Below are 18,677 nucleotides of genomic sequence, written 5' to 3'. Positions count from 1 at the left end.
ATAAATATCGACCCGGCCAAAGCCAAAGGGTTAAAAGTCCAAGCAGTTTCTGAACCTTGAGAACCAAATATGAACGATATCAAACCCACCACCCCGGTACCAGTCCCGGCCTATTATATCGACAACCGGGAGGATGAAATCAGTCTGGTGGATTTATTTGTCGTCCTTTACCGACGCAAACTGGTCATCCTGTTAACGCTATTGCTCTGCACCGGCCTAGCCATCGCCGCGACCTTTATCAAAAGCGAAAAAACCACCTATGCCACCACCATAGAAATCGGCGGCGATCCCAAGATTGAGTCCAGCACCAGCGCGCTGACCAAGCTGCAAGAAACCTATATCCCAGCTACCCTGAATGCGATCAAAGCCAACGAAACGCTCAGCGCTCTCAACATAGAAGCCCGCGCCCCCAAGGATAGCGATTTGATAATTCTCGAGACCCAGACGGTGGCTGACAATCCCGACGCGGTCAATGAACTGCATAGTATGGTTGCCCAGCGATTCATCGCCGAGCACGACAAAAAACTGAACCAAGAACGTGTCGCCATCCAAAACCAAATCGAGCGCTTGCGTTTAACCTTGGAGAGTATTAAGAACAGCGGCTACCTGACGGTATTGCGTGATGATGTGGCTACGCTGAGGCAACAATATCTAGAAGCGCAAAACATCTCAGACAGCGTGAGACTCAGCGTTAAGGACGAGCTCAGATTCCTGCAGACCAAGCTCATCGAAGAAGAACAGGCCGCCACCACCCGAAGTATTGAGCTGCAAAGCAAGATCAACGAGCTGCGTTACAAACTCGATACCATGCCCGAGACGGCCTTGATCAGCGTCACGTTAGAGACCGCCAAGACAACAGGCACCTCCCCCCTGATGATTATCGCCCTCGGGATTATTCTGGGCGGCATGCTGGGTGTCTTTGCCGCGTTCATGGTGGAATTTCTCAGTAAGGTGAAACACGAAAAAGAAAAACAGGAAAAAGACAGCGAGGCGTAATACGCGCGGAGGAAAGGATGCAGGCCATACTGATGAATGCGCCCGGCCCGCCGGAGGTGTTGCAGCTAAAAGAGGTCGATGCGCCTGAGTTGCAGCGCCCCGGCGACATGCGGGTGCGCCTCAAGGTCGCCGGCGTCAATCCGGTGGATACCAAACTGCGTAGCCGCGGGACTTACTATCCCGACAAGCTGCCGACGGTCCTCGGCTGCGACGGCGCGGGTGTGGTGGAAGATGTGGGCACGCAAGTCACCCGTTTCAAACCCGGCGATGAGGTCTTTTTCTGTAACGGCGGCATCGGCGCTCATCCCGGCAACTATGCCGAACTGGCAGTGGTGGATGAAGCCTTCGCCGCCCGCAAGCCCGCCACCGTCAGTTTCGCCGAAGCGGCCGCGGCAGCGCTGGTGTCGATCACCGCCTGGGAAAGCCTGTTTGATCGCGCCAACCTTCAAAGCGGACACACAGTCTTGATCCATGCCGGCGCCGGCGGCGTCGGCCATGTGGCGATTCAACTCGCCAAGTCAGTTGGGGCCAAAGTAATCACCAGCGTCGGTGATGAAGACAAGGCTGAATTCGTGCGCGAGCTCGGCGCCGATGAGGCGGTGATCTACAAGCAGAAAGATCTAGTCGCCGCCGTCAATGCATGGACCGAGGGTGCCGGCGTCGCTGTGGGTTTCGACACCGTCGGCGGCAAGGTGCTGGACCAAACCTTCGCTGCGGTACGTGTCTACGGTGATGTGGTGACCCTGCTCCAACCCGGCCCGGATACCGACTGGCAAACCGCCCGAATGCGCAATCAGCGCGTCAGCTTGGAGTTGATGCTGACGCCGATGCACCAAGGTCTGTTTGAGGCGCAGAGCCACCAGAGTTGGATACTGAGTCAGTGCGCCGCGCTGATGGAACAGGGCAAACTCAAGATCCATGTGAGCCATCAATTGTCCCTGGCACAGGCAGCCGAGGCGCATCGCCTGATCGAGGCCGGGGGGATGATGGGCAAGGTAGTGTTGACCACAGACTGACACGAGGTTCCCCCCTTTGAAAAAGGGGGGCTAGGGGGGATTTAATTCACCATACGCTGAACGGCTCAACGTCCTTAAATCTCCCCCAACCCCCTCTTTACAAAAGAGGGGGCTTAACCTAACCCTGCTCGAACAAGGCCATCGACTCCACATGGGTGGTATGCGGAAACATATCCATCACCCCGGCCGCCTTGAGTCTGTATCCCGCCTCGACCAGCACTTGGGCATCGCGCGCCAGGGTGGCGGGATTGCACGAGACATAGAGCACCCGACCGGCGCCAAAGGCCGGCACATGCTTGACGATCTCAAAGGCCCCGCTGCGTGGCGGGTCGATGAGGAGCTTGTCGAAACCCGCGCCGAACCATGGGTGCTGATGGGGCTCCTGAGCCAGATCAGCGGCATGAAACTCCGCATTGCTAACTCGATTGTGTGCAGCATTTGCATGCGCCCGCTGCACCAGCCCCGCCTCGCCTTCGACGCCGATCACATGGCCGGCCTTGCGCGCCAACGGTAAGCTGAAGTTGCCCAGGCCGCAGAACAGATCCAAGACCCGTTCGCTGGGCTGTGGATCCAGCATGGTGACGGCCCGGCTCACCATCTTGCGGTTGATTTCCGCGTTCACCTGGGTGAAATCGGTGGGCTCAAACAACATCTCCAGATCGAACTCATCCAGACGATAACTGAGCTGCGACTGTGCGGGCCAGAGCCGATAGGCGCTGTCCGGCCCCTTGGGCTGAAGATAGATATGGATATGGTTGTCTTGGCCGAATTGAACCAGGCGCTCAATATCCTGCTCTACCAGCTCATCGAGATTACGAAAGACAAGCGCCACCACATCATCGCCGATGGCCACCTCGATCTGGGGCATGCGCTTGTAGGCCTGCAAACTACCCACTAATTCGCGCAAGGCCATAATGCGCTCGCCGATGGCGGGGTGCAGCACCTCGCAGCGGCTCAGCTCAGCCAGCAGGCCGCTGCGCCGTTCGCGAAAGCCCACCAGCATGGATGCCTTTTTGAAGACATAGCGACAACCCAAGCGGGCCTTGCGCCGGTAGCCCCAGTGGCTGGCGGTCAATGGCGGCAATATCTCTTCAGGCACCACATTGCCGATGTGCTTGAAGTTGTCCAGCATGATCTGCTGCTTGGCCTGGATCTGCGCAGCGGCATCCATGTGCTGCAGACTGCAGCCGCCGCAGATGTCGAAGTGGGGACACTTGGGTTCGACGCGATCGGACGAGGACTGGATGATATCGGTGACATAACCCTCGTCAAACTTCTTGTGCTGGGTAAGGTATTTGAACCTCACCTCTTCGCCCGGCAATGCCCCCTCGATGAAGGTCGCCTTGCCATCCACGTGGGCCACGCCGCGGCCGTCGTGGTCGAGGGACTCGACGTGGCCGGGAAATGCCCCTGCAGGCATGGGCTTTAGTTTTTGACGGCGTCTTGCCACTACCTTGGCTCACTCCGGTGTTTCAACATATATTCCCTTATTTGTTACTGAGGCGGACAGGATAAGAAATCTCCCCCAACCCCTCTTTAAAAAAGAGGGGAGCAAAAAAACACTTAACCTAACCCCCTTCTTTACTTAATGGGCACCCACAGGGCATAAAGGATTGAGAGAAGTTTCAAGACTAATCACTCAACCTCTTGGTGACAACCTGGAAAATGGCTTCAGCCACCGCATCAATCTCATTCAATACCTGCAAGTTATCGAACCTCATCACGTCCAGGCCCTGCCCGGTCAGATATAGATCGCGGCGTTCGTCGTGGCGTTGATTTTCCAGCTCAAAATGCTGCCCGCCATCCACCTCCACCACCAGCCTTGCCTTTGGTGCAAAGAAATCGACAATGTAATCGCCGATGGGCCGTTGGCGATAAAACTGCACCCCTAAAATCTGCTTGCGCCGTAGCCGCGACCACAACAACTGCTCAGCATCGGTCATATCGCGGCGCAGCTGGCGCGAGCATCCTTTTAAATTTGCCCTATAGCGCAGCATGGAAGCCCCCTCCCCCCTAAACCTAAAATGAAACTCGAGTTCCCCCCTTTGTAAAAGGGAGGGGTTTGTAGTGGTCAAGTGTTTCCGGACACTTTGTTAAGGTCCTTTTCGTAATCCATCGGTGTCTTGTAACCCAGCGTCGAATGCAGGCGCTGAGCATTGTAATACACCGCCACGTATTCCCGGACATCAGCAATCGCTTCCTTCCGGGTCCGGTACAAGCGATCACCGGTCCATTCCCGCTTCAGGCTACTGAAGAAGCGTTCCACCGGGGCATTATCCCAGCAGTTACCCTTGCGACTCATACTGCAAACCATCCCATGTTGTGCCAGCAGCTTCTGATAGGCGCGACTGGCATATTGGCTGCCACGGTCCGAATGATGGATCAGGCCTGGTGGCGGGTTTCTCAGATTGATCGCCATCAGCAAGGCCCGGATCACCAGGGCTTTCTTCATGCGCCGATCCATGGCCCAGCCGACCACGCGGCGCGAATACAGGTCGATCACCACCGCCAGGTATACCCAGCCTTCCTGCGTCCACAGATACGTGATATCTGCGCCCCAGGCCTGGTTCGGCCTCGTCGGGTTGAACTGGCGGTTCAGCACATTCTCCGCCACCGGCAGCTGGTGTTTGCTGTCGGTTGTCGCCTTGTATTTGCGCTTCGCTCTAACCTCCAGGCTCAACGCCTTCATCAGGCGGCGCGTCCGGTCACGGCCGATCTCAAAGCCCTCCTCGCGCAGTTTGCGCGCCATCGTTCGACTACCCAAACTGTCCCGGGAGGCCTTGAACAACGCCTTCATGCGCCGCCGCAAGGCCAGTTCCTCGGCCGGAATGACCTGGCCAGGCCGGTCCCGCCAGTCGTAGTAGGCACTGCGCTGCACACCTAGCAGGCGGCACAGATGCAATACCGGCCAACGGCATGCATGGTCCCGGATGAAGGCGTACTTCACTTCATTTCCTTCGCGAAGTACTGGCTGGCTTTTTTTAAAATCTCCTTTTCCATCCGCAGCATGCGGTTCTCCTTCCGCAGCCGATTCAGCTCCTCGCGCTCATCCGCCGACAGCTGCGCACCGCTGGCATCGTCCGAAAATTCCTGCCGCCATCGGCGCAGCAGATTGTCGTTGATCCCCAGACTCCGGGCCGCCTCCGCCACCTTGTAACCCTGTTCGGTCACCAGCGCCACCGCGTCCCGCTTGAAGTCTTCCGTGTATTTCCGTCTTGTCTTCTTCTCTGTTGGCATCATTCACCCCGTTATGGCATTTTACAGCCTTAACTCGGTGTCCGGATGTATCAGACCACATCAATCAGCCCAAGACGTATAAGTTTCAAGCACTGCTTGCAGATATGGCTGATCTATCTACAAAACGCGCAGTATTTGGATGATGAATATATCGGTTATTTATTCCGCATGATGGTGCAGAAAAAGGTGGGGAATCGTCCCGGCCGAATCGAACCGAGAGCGGTGAAGCGAAGACCGAAAGCCTATCCCTTATTGACGAGAACACGGCATGAAGCAAGAGCGGAAGTGATGAAAAATGGTCACCCTAAGAAGCTTAAGTAAGTGCCATTCTCCCCTAACCCCTCTTTCCAAAGAGGGGGGAATTACCCGGTCGTTTCAAATAGCAGGCCTTCATTCCCCTCTTTTCTAAAGAGGGGTTAGGGGAGATTTAACCGACCCATCCCGCCCCCAAAATCTACTGCGGAAACACCCCCGTCGACAAATACCGATCCCCACGGTCGCAGATAATGGTCACAATCACCGCATCTTCCACCTCACGCGCCAGGCGCAGGGCGGCACTCACCGCCCCGCCCGACGAAATCCCCGCAAAGATCCCCTCCTGGACCCCCAGGGCGCGGGTCGTCTCCTCCGCTGCCTGCTGACTGACATCAATGATGCGATCCACCCGTTCAGACTCATAAATCTTAGGCAGGTACTCCTGCGGCCAACGACGAATACCGGGGATACTGGCCCCCTCGGTAGGCTGGACACCGACGATCTGTATATCGGGATTCTGCTCCTTCAAATAACGGGATACCCCCATGATGGTCCCGGTGGTCCCCATAGAACTGACAAAATGGGTCACCTTGCCCTGGGTATCGCGCCAGATCTCCGGCCCCGTCCCTTCATAGTGAGCCAGGGGATTATCAAAGTTGCCGAACTGATTCAGTACCCTGCCCTCACCCCGACCTTCCATCTCGGCGGCCAGATCAATCGCCGCCTCCATGCTGCCCGCCTTGGCGGTAAGAATGATCTCGGCGCCAAAGGCCTTCATCACCGCGCGCCGCTCCACACTCATGTGCTCGGGCATGACCAACACCATGCGATAGCCCTTGGTGGCGGCAGCCATAGCCAGGGCGATGCCTGTATTGCCGCTGGTGGCCTCGATAAGGGTGTCGCCGGGCCGGATCTCACCCCGGGCCTCGGCGTGCCGGATCATGCTCAGGGCCGGACGGTCCTTGACCGAACCAGCGGGGTTATTGCCCTCCAACTTGGCCAGGATGGTGTTGGAACTGCTCCGCAACAGGCGTTGCAGGCGCACCAGGGGCGTATTGCCGATGAAGTCTTCAAGGGTTGGGAAATTCATAGGGGGGTATTTTACCGGAACGACGGATGGGTGACGAGAATAGAGCCCATTGTGGAGGATTCCCATTTCGCCGATAAATTGCCATTTGGCAATAACCAGCGTAGCATTTTAATTGAGGAAATTTATGAAATCTCCCCTGCTGGACAGGAGACTTGCACATGTTATCGCCCGATGAGCTGCCCCATTACGTATACTCAGACTACATTCAGTGGGAAGGTCGCTGGGAGTTAATCAAGGGCATCCCTTATGCCATGACCCCTTCCCCCAGCTTTCGCCACCAACGTATCAGTCAGATTATCGCGCGAATGCTGGACGAGGCGCTGGACGATTGCAGCCATTGTCAGGCCGTTCTGCCTGTTGATTGGAAAGTCGCCGAGGACACGGTGGTCCAGCCCGACAACATGGTTATCTGCTATCAACCCAGCGGTGATTTTTTGACCAAAGCCCCCTCGCTGATATTTGAAGTGCTGTCACCGTCTAACGCAGAGAAGGACCGGCGCACCAAGTTTTCCATATACGAACGGGAGGGTGTAGGTCACTATTGTATTGTCGATCCCGAAAACAACGTCGCCAAGGTGTACTCGCTCCGCGAGGGTCGGTACGTAAAACAGATAGACGCTGCTGATGAAAACGTCCTATTCGATCTCGGCAAATGCACCATCGAATTTGAGTTTGCGCGTATATGGACGGGCTGAGGGATCGACGTCTCATGTTTGGGTCAGCAACCAGCGCCAAGCGGGAATGACTTCAATCAACCGGCCATGCTGTTCGATCCGCTCCGCCTCATCCACGGTCACGACGGTGGCTGTATTGAGCTGACACTGTTCCATCGCCACCACCAGGGCGCGCAACTCGCGCTGGCGCGTCTGGGAATTCGAGAGTGTTTCACTGACCTGTATCAACTGCCGGATGCCGTCCCGTGAAGTAGTATGAAAATCCACCTCGTATCCCTCTTCACTGCGAAAATAGCTGATCTCCAGCCGCTGTCGACGCAACGCGGTAAAGACCATGTTCTCCAACAGCCTGCCCCGGTCGACATGAGCGTCATGGCGAAAGGCCTGCGCCAATCCGGTATCAATCGCGTAGACCTTACGCGGGTTGACCTGCCGGCGCCGTACCGAGCGCGCGAAGATGGGCACCGTATCGATGAGATAGGCATCGATCAGGTATTCCAGATATTCATGCAGGGTATTCTTGCCAATGGCGATTCCCTGCGACTTGAGATCGTTATGAAAGCGGTTGACGCTGAACAGCGTTGCCGGCGCATTCAGCAAATGACGAATGAGATAACGCAACGGTACGATGTTGGTCACGCCATGCCGTTCGATCACGTCGCGCAGGATAACAACGTCGACATACTCCTGGAGAATCTGTTGCCGGTAAGGTGCCTCCACGCCCTGGATCTCCGGGAATCCGCCCTGCAGTAGATACTGATGCAGACGATTGGCGTACAAAGCCCGCTTTTCTGCCCCCGGCGGACGAAAAAGGTCATGATCGATGCCCTGGTGTGTCAGGACCTCAGCAAAACTGAAGGGGAAGATCTCTGTGGTAATGGCCCGCCCCCTCAGCGTCGAGGCAATCTCCCGGCTCAACAGCCGCGCAGAAGAACCGGTCAGCGCAAGCTGAATATTTTCGCTATCCAGTAATCGGCGTACAAATGGCTCCCAGCCGTCGACATTCTGGATCTCATCGAAAAAGAAGTAACAGGTGTTCTGTTTGTGCAGCGGATACAGGCGGTAATACGTCTCGGGTATACGCCGCAATTCATCCCGCTGCATCGGGTAGAGGCGCTCATCATCGAAATTGATGTAAAGCAAGCACTCCTTGGGAATCCCCCGCTCCATGCAGTCCTGCATCTGTTGATACAGGAACCAGGTCTTGCCAGTACGCCGCATGCCGATCACGGTATCGATCTTGTTGGTAAGCGCGGGCAATTCTACTGTCCGACGGGTTAGCTGGGGCAGTGGCCGCTCGTGAAAATCGGCAATGATTTGTTCCAAGAGGGCATCCATGGCAAAATAATATCTTTCACTGAAAGACAAATCAAGCCATATCTATCTTTCTATGAAAGATGCTTTTGACTAAAATGCAGCAAGCACCAGCGTCCAGGCACGCTAACAGACTGTTGAAAAACCCCCCTCTCCCTCAGGGAGAGGGCTGGGCTGAGGGGATAAAAATAGCATAACTTATTGATTGTATCCCCTCATACCCAATGCGCTTCGTACCCAAAGCGCTTCGCGGGGCAGGCTCCGGGGTAAGCTTTCCTAACCTTCTCCCTAAGGGAGAAGGTATCAAAACGTTTTTTCAACAGCCTGCTAGGCCATTTTCCCTTTATTAAAGGAAGATCGAGCAGAATTTGATTTCCGGCAAATCTCCCCCACCCCCTCTTTACAAATGAGGGGAGCAAATAACCACCAGGCCCAACCTCCCCCTTTGTTAAAGGGGGATTGAGGGGGATTTACCCCTCCAAGCCCACATCACAAATAAACGACTTGAGATAGGCCCGAAACTCTTCCCCCAACTCCTCATGCTCCAGGGCATACTCCACCGTGGCCTGCAGATACCCCAGCTTGCTGCCGCAGTCGAAGCGCTTGCCCTCAAATTCATAGGCGTATACGGCCTGATCTTTTAGAAGCATGGCGATGGCGTCTGTCAGCTGGATCTCGCCACCCGCCCCGCGTTCGGTCCGCTCCAGCAGGCCGAAGATCTCCGGCGTCAGGATATAACGCCCTACCACGGCCAGATTGGAGGGCGCCACCTCGGGATGGGGCTTTTCCACGATGCCGCTGACCTTGTTGAGTTGTTCTTTGCTCTCGGTGGTCTTCACGATGCCATACTTGTTGGTCTCACTGGGGTCCACCCGCTCCACCCCCAGCACGCTGGCCTGGCGGTCATTAAAGACCTCCACCATCTGGCTCAGACAAGGATTATCTCCGCCATTGATCAAATCGTCCGCCAGAATCACCGCGAAGGGATCATTGCCCACCACCGGCTTGGCGCATAGCACTGCGTGCCCTAGCCCTAAGGCCTCGGGCTGACGCACATACACGCACGACACCCCCTCGGGCACGATGCCGCGCAAAATATTGAGCAGCTCACGCTTGCCGCGCTTCTCCAGCTCGGTCTCCATCTCGTAGTTCTTATCGAAATGGTCCTCGATGGCGCGCTTGCTGCTGCTGGTGACGAAGATCAGTTCATCGATACCCGCGGCGATCGCCTCTTCGGCCGCGTACTGGATCAAGGGCTTGTCCACGATGGGCAGCATCTCTTTGGGGTTGGCCTTGGTGGCGGGCAAGAAGCGGGTCCCCATGCCCGCGACGGGGAAGACGGCCTTTTTAACTCTCATGGCTAACCTTAGCTACTTTTAGCGGAATGACATTATCTTTATCTGTCACCGACACACCTGTGGCACCCATCTCCGGCACCAACTTCTTCAACAGACGCTTACACTCAGGCTCATCATAGCTGTCGCAGGCCGTTTCCATGAGCCCCATCACCTCTTGAACCTGCTCCCAATCCGCCAGGCGACACTGAGCCAGCAGGATCTTCTCATGGCTGGTCTCGGCAAGGCACTCCTGATCATGGAAGAGCTCTTCAAACAGCTTCTCGCCCGGCCGCAGCCCGGTATAAGTGATTTCGATATCCTTGCCCGGCACCTTGCCGGAGAGACGTATCATCTGCTCGGCTAGATAATTCACCTTCACCGGTTCACCCATATCCAGCACGAATATCTCACCGCCGGTCCCCATGGCTCCGGCCTGCATAATCAGCTGGCTGGCCTCGGGGATGGTCATGAAAAAGCGGGTAATCTCAGGGTGGGTGACCGTCACCGGACCGCCTGCCTCAATCTGTTTTCGGAATAGCGGCACCACACTACCGGCGGAACCGAGCACGTTGCCGAAGCGGACGGTAATGAACTTGGTCTTGGACTTCTTATCCAGGCTTTGGCAGTAGATCTCGGCCGCTCGTTTGCTCGCCCCCATTACGTTGGCTGGATTGACGGCCTTGTCGGTGGATACCATTACAAACGTGCCACAACCAAACTTATCTGCGGCAGTCGCTAATGTACGGGTGCCTAACACATTGTTATGAACCGCCTCGCGCGCCTGATGTTCCAACATGGGAACATGCTTGTAGGCCGCGGCATGGAAAATTACATCCGGGCGATAGGTCTTCAAAACATGCTCCACCGCCGTCTTATCGGCCACATCCGTCAGGCAGCTGTGGAGCTGCAGATTGGGATAGGCACGGCCTAGCTCCATCTCCACGTTGTAGAGGTTGAACTCGGATTGTTCAACGAGAACCAGCGTGGACGGCCCCAGCTTGGCGATCTGGCGACATAGCTCCGAACCGATGGAGCCGCCACCGCCGCTGACCAACACGGTCTTGCCGGCCAGACTCTCGCTAACGTGTTTCCAATCCAACGCCACCGGGTCGCGACCGAGGAGGTCGTCGATGGCCACCTCACGCATCTCCTTGAGCGCGGACTGACCAGAGACCAGGTCCTGCAACCTAGGCAGGGTGCGGAAAGTCACTTCCGCCTGCTCGCACAGGGCGACGACGCGACGCATCTGGCTGCTGGTGGCCGAGGGCATGGCGATCATGACCAGATCGATGTCGTTCTTCTCGACCGCATCACGCAGCCTGGCGATGGGACCGAATACGGGAATGCCATGGACATTCGCCCCCTTCAGGCGAGGACTGTCGTCAAGAAACCCCACCGGCTTGTATACAGACTCCCGGCGCATGTCGCGCACCAGCATCTCCCCGGCCCGCCCCGCACCCAAGATAAGGACGCGCTTGGCCTCCGGCTCGAACTTGGTGTTGAGACCATGATCCCTCCACATGCGATACGACAGGCGGGGGGCGCCAAGCATCAAAACCAGAAAAACAGGATAAAGAACCAGAATCGTACGGGGGACGCCCGCGAGACGGTTATAAAGGAATAGCGACAAGGCAGCCACCAAGGCACCTATTAATACCGCACGGGTGATATTCCATAAATCCGGAATGCTGGCAAAGCGCCAGACCCCACGATATAAACCGGTAAACCATAAAACCAGCCCTTGAGCCGCCAACACCACGGGTAGCGTAGCAAGGTATGAATCCCAGTTTAGATTCGCCAGGGAAAAATTGAATCTGACTAGATAGGCAAGTAGCCAGGCAAGGCTCACCATGACCAAGTCATGACCGATTACGGCAATGCGGCGAGTAAACTGATTCATTGAGAGATACTGCCCTCCCCATTGGGCGATGAATACAATTTATAACATTTGCAGTTGGGCCATGCTAACCTTTTCACCCATTAAAAACAATAAAATAGGCCGACGAACCGCCTTGCTGTGGATCTTTGGGATTGGCATTCAAGTCGGGGGGAGTAGCAACCGTTTCAAGCCCAATGTGAAGATGCCTAACATACTACCTCCCTTCACCCTACCTGCAATTCTCTGGCGCCGGCCTTGTATCGAAATGCCAGCAGAATCAGCGGCGCATACGCCAAAACCATCCCGATAACCCCATCCAATACCCCCAATCCAACCAGGATCGCGACCGGTAATAGCCAGAGCGAATTGATAAAACCCACCGCCAGACTCACCTTTTTATGGGAACCGTAATACCTTGATGCGTACTGGTAGGCATGGCTCCTGTGGGCCTCATAAAATTTATCACCGCGCTGTACCCGGCGAAATAATGTTACCGTCGCATCCACGATAAAGACACCGAGCAGTATCAGCCAGCCCCAAAATAATTCAGGTGCCACCCACCCAGCTTGAAGGGACAAGACACCGAGCATCATGCCGAGAAAGCCGCTGCCTGCATCCCCCATAAATATCCTGGCTTTCGGAAAATTCCACACAAGAAACCCAAGCACTGTTGCCAAAAGCAGTATCGGCACAATCCATTCCTGATTTGCCATCGGAGAGAAAATATAGAGGACCCCGCCCCCGAAACAAACAGTCACCGCCTCGATTCCAGCGATACCATCAATGCCGTCCATGAAATTATATAAATTCAATAGCCAGACCAGATAAAGCACCCCTACCCCATGGCCAAGCCAGCCGAGGTCGATCACAGCGCCGAACAGCAATAATAAGGGCGGCAAGCCGCCAAGCCACCAAAGCACCCACATCGCACCTAAAAAATGGGCCAATAGTCGCCAGCGCGCCGCCACATGGCCGTGGTCGTCCAGCCAACCAACCAGTGCAACCAGCGCACCGGCCCCGAGCAACGCCCAGACCACATTCAGCGCAATCATTCCTGCCCATCCTGCGAACAATACTCCGGCCAGGCAGGTCAACACAATTGCCAGTCCGCCCCCCCTAGGCATGGCAACTGCATGCGAACTGCGCTCGTTGGGCAGATCCAGGAGGCTGCGCTCCAAGGCATAACGACGCAAAAGGCCGGTGAGTCCCCAAGACAGCACACCGGCCAGCAGCCACATCCATATGATTTCAGTTTTCATGGCGTGGGATAGTACTACATCCCGGTGCTATCGGGCATCGCCTGTCCTGCGCGCGAGATAATCCTCGGCGGTTTTCCTGAGCGCTACGTCAATCTTGACCGGCGGCTCCCAGCCCAACCGTTCCCGCGTCTTGCTGATATCCACCTGCAAGGAATCGCACAGCCGCCGCGCCAAGTCACCTTTTCCGATTGCTGACAAACCAGCGGACAACATAACCGTTGGCAGCGGAATCAGTCGTGACGGTCTGCCCAGCGCCATCGCGGTCCGACGAAGCAAATCGGTGGTGGACAAATCCTCGCCATCGCTGACCAGGAACACCTCGTTGGCCGCGGCGGGATGATCAATGCAAGTAATGATTAGATCGACTAAATTGTCCAGCGCCACCAGACTGCGTTTGTTGCGAATCGCCCCCAACGGCAGCGGAATCCCCCTGTCCAGCCACCGCATCATCTCAAGAAAATTGGCTTTAACTCCTGGGCCATAGACCAACGGTGGACGGACGATCACCACCTCCATGCCTATTTCACGGGCGAGCGACAACAGCCCCTGCTCGGCCTCAAATTTAGAAACCCCATAGGGATCAGTTGGCGAAGGCCCGTCACACGCCGTAAACGGGTGACCCGGCCGTGTCGCCTCGCCATTGACCTTCACCGAACTGACATAGACGAACCGCCTCACCCCTGCTGCGGCCGCCTGCCTCGCAAGATTCAACGTGCCTTCGACATTAACGCGCCGAAACTCCGCCAAGGGATCGGCAGAAACATCCTGCATGACGTGGACTCGGGCGGCGAGGTGCACAACACAGGCCACTTCGGCCAATGCTGATGCAAAATCGGTATCGGAACAGATGTTACCGACAACCACACCCCCAGCATGCTCAGCGCGCCGGACTATGCGCCGGACCTGCCAGCCTTCATGCTGAGTCCGTTGACACAGCCGCTCACCAACAAAGCCAGAAGCGCCTGTAATTGCGATCAAATGGTTTCCCTTTCTCGATAACTCAATATAGCCTCTTCAAAAAAACCTTCCAGTTTGCTTATCAGCATATCTCGGTCAAACTCTCTTTGCGCATAACGCCGCCCATTCAAGCCCATATCTCGGCGCTCAGATTCAGGCATAGCAGCCAGCTGCTTCACGGCAGCGGCCAGGCCATTAGCATCACCAGCAGGACAGGTAAATCCGGCCTTTGCCTGTCTAATGGCGGAAGCACCCTCGCCATCAAGCATCCCTAACACAGGAACGCCTGCCATAAGATAAGTCTGGAGCTTACCTGGAATCGTCATACTGAACACCGCATCACTCATTAGCGATACCAGTAATGCATCTGCATGAGCATAAAATGATGGCATTCGATCAACAGAATAGCGACCTAAAAGCAATACCTTTTCGGCCAACCCACGGCGCTCAACTTCCGCCTTTAGCCATTCCGACTTCCGTCCGTCGCCGACAATAATCCAACGTACCCCATCGTCATGTTTCAGTAATTCAGCCGCTGACAAAATCGACGGCATATCCTGTGCCTCTCCAATATTTCCCGCAAAGAGAATGTCAAATGTGCGGCCCCGTACAGGGATCTCATTTGCTTTCTCAGAGGCATTGTCTAAAAACACGTCCTCGGCCCAGCTAGGATAATAACGTATTTTACTTTTATCCGAACAATACTTCGCAATTCCATCAATAAATGCCCTGGACTGGCCAAGCACAATATCGCAATTGTTGTAACTAAATTGTACCAAATGACCAATCCAACGAAGAAGTCTAGGTGAGCGCACAACGCCTATCGCAGCAAGTGTCTCCGGCCATAGATCAAGCACCCAAAACACGACGGGGATTTTCTTAATCCGACCCAGAAGAATGGCGGGCAAAGCCACCGTAACTGGCGAAGGCTCGTAAATAAAGACGACGTCGAATTCACGCTTGCGGAGAAACCAGGGGCCCCAAAGTGAGCCACCCAAAACAAAACTCAGATAATTCAAAATTAAACGCACCGACCCTCGAGCACGACGCAACATCGGAACCCGAAAAATTTCCACACCCTCATAATTTGAGAACAAAGAAGGAGCGCGCCGAAACTCGGGAAATACCTCGCCTAAAGGATAATTTGGCTTTCCGGTTAACACAGTAAGCTCGTGGCCTCTCTGCTTGAGCTCTGCAATTAGATCATTGATTCTGAAATTCTCCGGCCAGAAGTACTGTGTTACAACCAAGATTCGCATTGCTTAATATTTTTTCCAAACCACACGATTAACATAATCAGTATAACTATGAATTATACGTACAACCTTGTCGGAAACATTAGGCATAGAATAATCGTCAACCTGACGCAACAGACGATTCTGATGACGCGGCTGGCTGTCAAGAATTGCCAAACCCTGCATTACCCGCTCACACTCGAAACCGACCATCATAGTTGAAGCCTCTTCCATACCTTCCGGTCGCTCATGCGCTTCGCGGATATTTAGTGCCGGAAAATTAAGAATAGACGATTCTTCAGTTATCGTACCGCTGTCCGAAAGCACTGCCTTCGCGCTCATTTGCAGATTGATGTAATCATTGAACCCAAGTGGTTTAAGCAATCGCACCAGAGAATGAAATCTGACCCCGGCAGCATCTACGCGCTTTCTCGTACGTGGATGAGTAGAGACAATCACTGGCAGGCCATAATTCTCGGCTATCACGTTCAGCACTTCTACAAGCTTCTCAAACTTACTCTCTGACTCGATATTTTCTTCGCGATGGGCGCTAACCACAAAATATTGCTCTGATTCAAGACCTAAGCGCTCAAGCACATCAGAGCCTTCAATACCATGCCGATAATAACTCAAAACTTCGAACATCGGACTTCCTGTCTTAATTACCAAATCAGGTGAGAGGCCTTCGTGCAGCAAGTATTCGCGGGCAATAGAGCTATAAGTAAGATTAATATCGGCGGTATGGTCGACGATACGTCGATTGATTTCTTCTGGCACCCGCTGATCAAAGCAGCGGTTACCTGCCTCCATATGAAACACAGGAATCTTTCGTCGCTTCGCGGGCAATACGGACAGACAGCTATTGGTATCACCCAGTACCAGCAGCGCATCAGGCTTTACATCCAATAATACGCTATCTATGGACGCTATAATAGCGCCAATGGTCTGAGCCGCGCTCTCCCCCGCTGCGTTCAAAAAATAATCCGGCTTACGAATGCCTAGATCTTCGAAAAATATCTGGTTGAGTTCGTAATCATAATTTTGCCCAGTATGGACCAAAATATGGTCACAAAATTCATCTAATCGAACAAGAACGCGAGATAGACGAATAATCTCCGGCCTCGTCCCAACCACGGTCATGACTTTTAATTTCTTCATATTAGACCTTGCAAGCAATGGTATCAGGCCGAACACGACAAAATATTTCATTTGCCCATAACATAACTATCATTTCATCTTCCCCAACGTTAGTGATGTCATGTGCCCACCCTGGTATTGACTCCACGACTTGCGGCTTACTACCAGTTGTATAAATTTCATGGGTATCATTAGTAATTAAATGACGAAATCTAAAATGGGCTGAACCTTTGATAACAAGAAACTTTTCGGTTTTAGAATGGTGATAATGCTCTCCTCTCGTGACCCCTGGGAGAGACGTAAAGAAAGAAAACTGGCCGCTATCTTTCGTCTTTAACATCTCAACGAATATGCCCCGATCATCTTCGTAGCTGGGCAGGGAATAAGAGAACTGATCGGCGTTGAAATAGCTAACATAAGTTGAATACAAGGCGCGCACCAAACCCACGCCAACTGGTTCAGAAACGAGGGATTCACGAGAAGACCTAAATGCTTGTATCTGTTCGGCCAAGTCACCAAGAGTAATTGTGTATTCTGGCTCTACGACCGGCCGCGAAATACCTTTAGGTTCTAGGCCAATCACACGTATGAATTCATCAACCACATCATCAATATATACCAACTTTAACGTTATCGTGGCATCATTGATTGTAATCGGTAAATTGTGGGCGATGTTGTAGCAATAAGTAGCAACCACCGAGTTGTAATTAGGTTTACACCATTTCCCGAAAACATTTGGCAAACGATATATATAGGCAGGATTACCCGTCTCACTAGCAAACTTTTGTACCACACGTTCGGCTTCAAGCTTACTTCTCCCATATGGATTATCTCTATCTGCCTGAATTGAAGAGGCTAGAATTATCGGAATTTTTTTATTTGACTTTCTAATAAGCTCGCAAATTGATTGCGTTAAATTTACATTTACAGTTTCAAATGCCTCAATACATTTCGGACGATTTTCACCGGCAAGATGGATAATGACATCTGCCTTTGATATCAGCTCATTTAATAAGTCAAACGAGTCGTCTCGAACAAACTCGCATACATCATATTTTTTTAACTCGCTCAGTTTTAACATAAGGTTTTTACCGATAAACCCATTTGAACCAGTTATTAAAATACGCATTTTCTCATCCACCAACATAATTCCTCAAGCGCTGAATACATTCACGAGAAACAATCCGCACAATTTACAATTATATCCACAGCTACTGAAACCAGAATCGGCTAAAAACACTGCTTAATTTCACTGATTATTACGGATCATTTAATTAAGTACCCGTATTTATTCTTTTACAACTCATTCGAATCCTGAGCCCTTTGGTCTAACGTATGATTATCTGTCATTCTATAGAGGCGGTGCGATTTCTATAAGGCGTAAATAAACTGGGAACCGATTCGATTTACTCAACAATCCCTGTAAAACTTAAAGCCAAAAGAAGAAAGTTTATAAAACCAAATATAGGTCATATAGATCAAAGAAGATTGTGCTTTTCTTTAATTTCTGAAAATGTACCAAACACAAAAGGAAAAACCAGCTTTTTCCTTTTGCTAAATTCATACATTTTGCTGAGCAATTTCAAAGGAAATAACTGAAATATAAAATACACTAAGTAAATTACAAACATCTGGTACTTATAAAAGACTGATTTACGATCTGCTTTTGTAGAAAACGAGGTATTTTTATTATAAAACACCTCAAGCATATTAGGCTGATATTCTATCCCAATCTTTTCACATATCCCTTTGATTACTTTTTCAGGACTAATCAACAAATCCTCATAAGAGACAAGCGCGACATCATAATTTCTAGAAATATAAATCATAATTTTCTTTTGTAACGTGTACGAAAATACTCTTTGAACAATACGAAATATAGATTGCTGTCTTTGCTGGGAAAGCTGCGTATTTGACTTTAATGTATCAATCATGTTTCTTTGTATTAATATAAAAAAACTATCTCCAAAATATCGCAAAAACTTTTTCTCCAAGACATATACATTCAAAGGGGACGTTTTTTGTAGCCAAAAAGGCTTATTGAGATTACTGGCCACCTTTGACATAAGAATATCGAATAGCTCACAATAACTTGTTGGCCTAGGATCTAATTTATAGAATAACTCCTTATCGACTCCAGAGATTTTAAAAAAGTCAGTTTTAGACCAAAGCTCTATAAAACCAATATAATCATCCAGTGCAGACAGCTCCCCAAATTTAGCCTGCATAACTCCAAACATATTTGTTTCTACAATACCAAAATGACGTTGGTGCTGTATTCCTATAACATC

General features: G+C 52.6%; 18 protein-coding genes. 4 read left to right on the top strand and 14 right to left on the bottom strand.

Annotated features, from left to right (window positions below; all coding sequences use genetic code 11):
• Positions 1-69: 69 nt before the first annotated feature.
• Both Tel_08715 and Tel_08710 read left to right on the top strand, forming a co-directional pair.
• The gene (locus Tel_08715; GenBank protein ID ALP53230.1) at positions 70-996 is read left to right on the top strand and encodes a hypothetical protein; all 927 of its coding nucleotides are present in this window, start codon (positions 70-72) and stop codon (positions 994-996) included.
• A 17-nt stretch (positions 997-1,013) separates the two neighbouring features.
• Positions 1,014-2,012 carry an alcohol dehydrogenase gene (locus tag Tel_08710; protein ID ALP53229.1) on the top strand — a complete coding sequence of 333 codons (999 nt, stop codon included), beginning with the start codon at positions 1,014-1,016 and terminating at the stop codon, positions 2,010-2,012.
• A gap of 118 nt (positions 2,013-2,130) precedes the next feature.
• Here the strand turns inward: Tel_08710 and Tel_08705 are convergent, their stop codons facing one another.
• From Tel_08705 to Tel_08690, 4 genes are all read right to left on the bottom strand, one after another.
• On the bottom strand, positions 2,131-3,432 hold the full coding sequence (locus Tel_08705) for a 23S rRNA methyltransferase (GenBank protein ALP53228.1): 1,302 nt from the start codon (positions 3,430-3,432) through the stop codon (positions 2,131-2,133).
• 211 nt (positions 3,433-3,643) lie between these two features.
• Positions 3,644-4,009 carry a hypothetical protein gene (locus Tel_08700; GenBank protein ALP53227.1) on the bottom strand — a complete coding sequence of 122 codons (366 nt, stop codon included), beginning with the start codon at positions 4,007-4,009 and terminating at the stop codon, positions 3,644-3,646.
• A 74-nt stretch (positions 4,010-4,083) separates the two neighbouring features.
• Positions 4,084-4,959, bottom strand: coding sequence for a transposase (locus Tel_08695; protein ID ALP53226.1), 876 nt, complete (start codon positions 4,957-4,959; stop codon positions 4,084-4,086).
• A complete protein-coding gene (locus Tel_08690) occupies positions 4,956-5,249 on the bottom strand; it encodes a transposase (GenBank protein ID ALP54792.1) in 294 nt (97 codons plus the stop codon). The genes Tel_08695 and Tel_08690 overlap by 4 nt, the downstream gene beginning before the upstream one ends.
• Before the next feature lie 96 nt (positions 5,250-5,345).
• On the opposite strand from Tel_08690, the gene Tel_08685 reads away from it, so the two are divergent.
• The gene (locus tag Tel_08685) at positions 5,346-5,570 is read left to right on the top strand and encodes a hypothetical protein (protein ALP53225.1); all 225 of its coding nucleotides are present in this window, start codon (positions 5,346-5,348) and stop codon (positions 5,568-5,570) included.
• A 133-nt stretch (positions 5,571-5,703) separates the two neighbouring features.
• Here the strand turns inward: Tel_08685 and Tel_08680 are convergent, their stop codons facing one another.
• Positions 5,704-6,594 (bottom strand): cysteine synthase, encoded by an 891-nt coding sequence (locus tag Tel_08680; GenBank protein ID ALP53224.1) that lies wholly within the window; start codon positions 6,592-6,594, stop codon positions 5,704-5,706.
• 158 nt (positions 6,595-6,752) lie between these two features.
• Here Tel_08680 and Tel_08675 point away from each other — a divergent pair, with 158 nt between their 5' ends.
• Positions 6,753-7,289, top strand: a complete 537-nt coding sequence (locus Tel_08675) for a hypothetical protein (GenBank protein ID ALP53223.1) — start codon at positions 6,753-6,755, stop codon at positions 7,287-7,289.
• A gap of 12 nt (positions 7,290-7,301) precedes the next feature.
• Here Tel_08675 and Tel_08670 read toward each other — a convergent pair whose 3' ends face one another.
• From Tel_08670 to Tel_08630, 9 genes are all read right to left on the bottom strand, one after another.
• On the bottom strand, positions 7,302-8,606 hold the full coding sequence (locus Tel_08670; GenBank protein ALP53222.1) for an ATPase: 1,305 nt from the start codon (positions 8,604-8,606) through the stop codon (positions 7,302-7,304).
• A gap of 446 nt (positions 8,607-9,052) precedes the next feature.
• Positions 9,053-9,940, bottom strand: coding sequence for a UTP--glucose-1-phosphate uridylyltransferase (locus tag Tel_08665; protein ID ALP53221.1), 888 nt, complete (start codon positions 9,938-9,940; stop codon positions 9,053-9,055).
• Complete coding sequence (locus Tel_08660; GenBank protein ALP53220.1) at positions 9,930-11,819, bottom strand: multidrug MFS transporter; 1,890 nt, start codon at positions 11,817-11,819, stop codon at positions 9,930-9,932. Before Tel_08660 ends, Tel_08665 begins: the two co-directional genes overlap by 11 nt.
• 203 nt (positions 11,820-12,022) lie before the next feature.
• Entirely contained in the window at positions 12,023-13,045 is a 1,023-nt protein-coding gene (locus Tel_08655) for a glycosyl transferase (protein ALP54791.1), read from the bottom strand.
• Between the two features lie 39 nt (positions 13,046-13,084).
• On the bottom strand, positions 13,085-14,035 hold the full coding sequence (locus tag Tel_08650; GenBank protein ALP53219.1) for a hypothetical protein: 951 nt from the start codon (positions 14,033-14,035) through the stop codon (positions 13,085-13,087).
• The gene (locus Tel_08645) at positions 14,032-15,273 is read right to left on the bottom strand and encodes a glycosyl transferase family 1 (protein ALP53218.1); all 1,242 of its coding nucleotides are present in this window, start codon (positions 15,271-15,273) and stop codon (positions 14,032-14,034) included. Before Tel_08645 ends, Tel_08650 begins: the two co-directional genes overlap by 4 nt.
• Positions 15,274-15,276: 3 nt before the next feature.
• Complete coding sequence (locus tag Tel_08640; GenBank protein ID ALP53217.1) at positions 15,277-16,407, bottom strand: UDP-N-acetyl glucosamine 2-epimerase; 1,131 nt, start codon at positions 16,405-16,407, stop codon at positions 15,277-15,279.
• A gap of 1 nt (position 16,408) precedes the next feature.
• The gene (locus tag Tel_08635) at positions 16,409-17,515 is read right to left on the bottom strand and encodes a capsular biosynthesis protein (protein ALP54790.1); all 1,107 of its coding nucleotides are present in this window, start codon (positions 17,513-17,515) and stop codon (positions 16,409-16,411) included.
• 349 nt (positions 17,516-17,864) lie between these two features.
• Entirely contained in the window at positions 17,865-18,614 is a 750-nt protein-coding gene (locus Tel_08630) for a hypothetical protein (GenBank protein ID ALP53216.1), read from the bottom strand.
• Positions 18,615-18,677 lie beyond the last annotated feature (63 nt).

Source organism: Candidatus Tenderia electrophaga (assembly GCA_001447805.1).
In the GTDB taxonomy this organism is placed as follows: domain Bacteria; phylum Pseudomonadota; class Gammaproteobacteria; order Tenderiales; family Tenderiaceae; genus Tenderia; species Tenderia electrophaga.
Note: the sequence above shows the minus strand (reverse complement) of the source record. Positions and strands in the feature narration are given on the sequence as shown.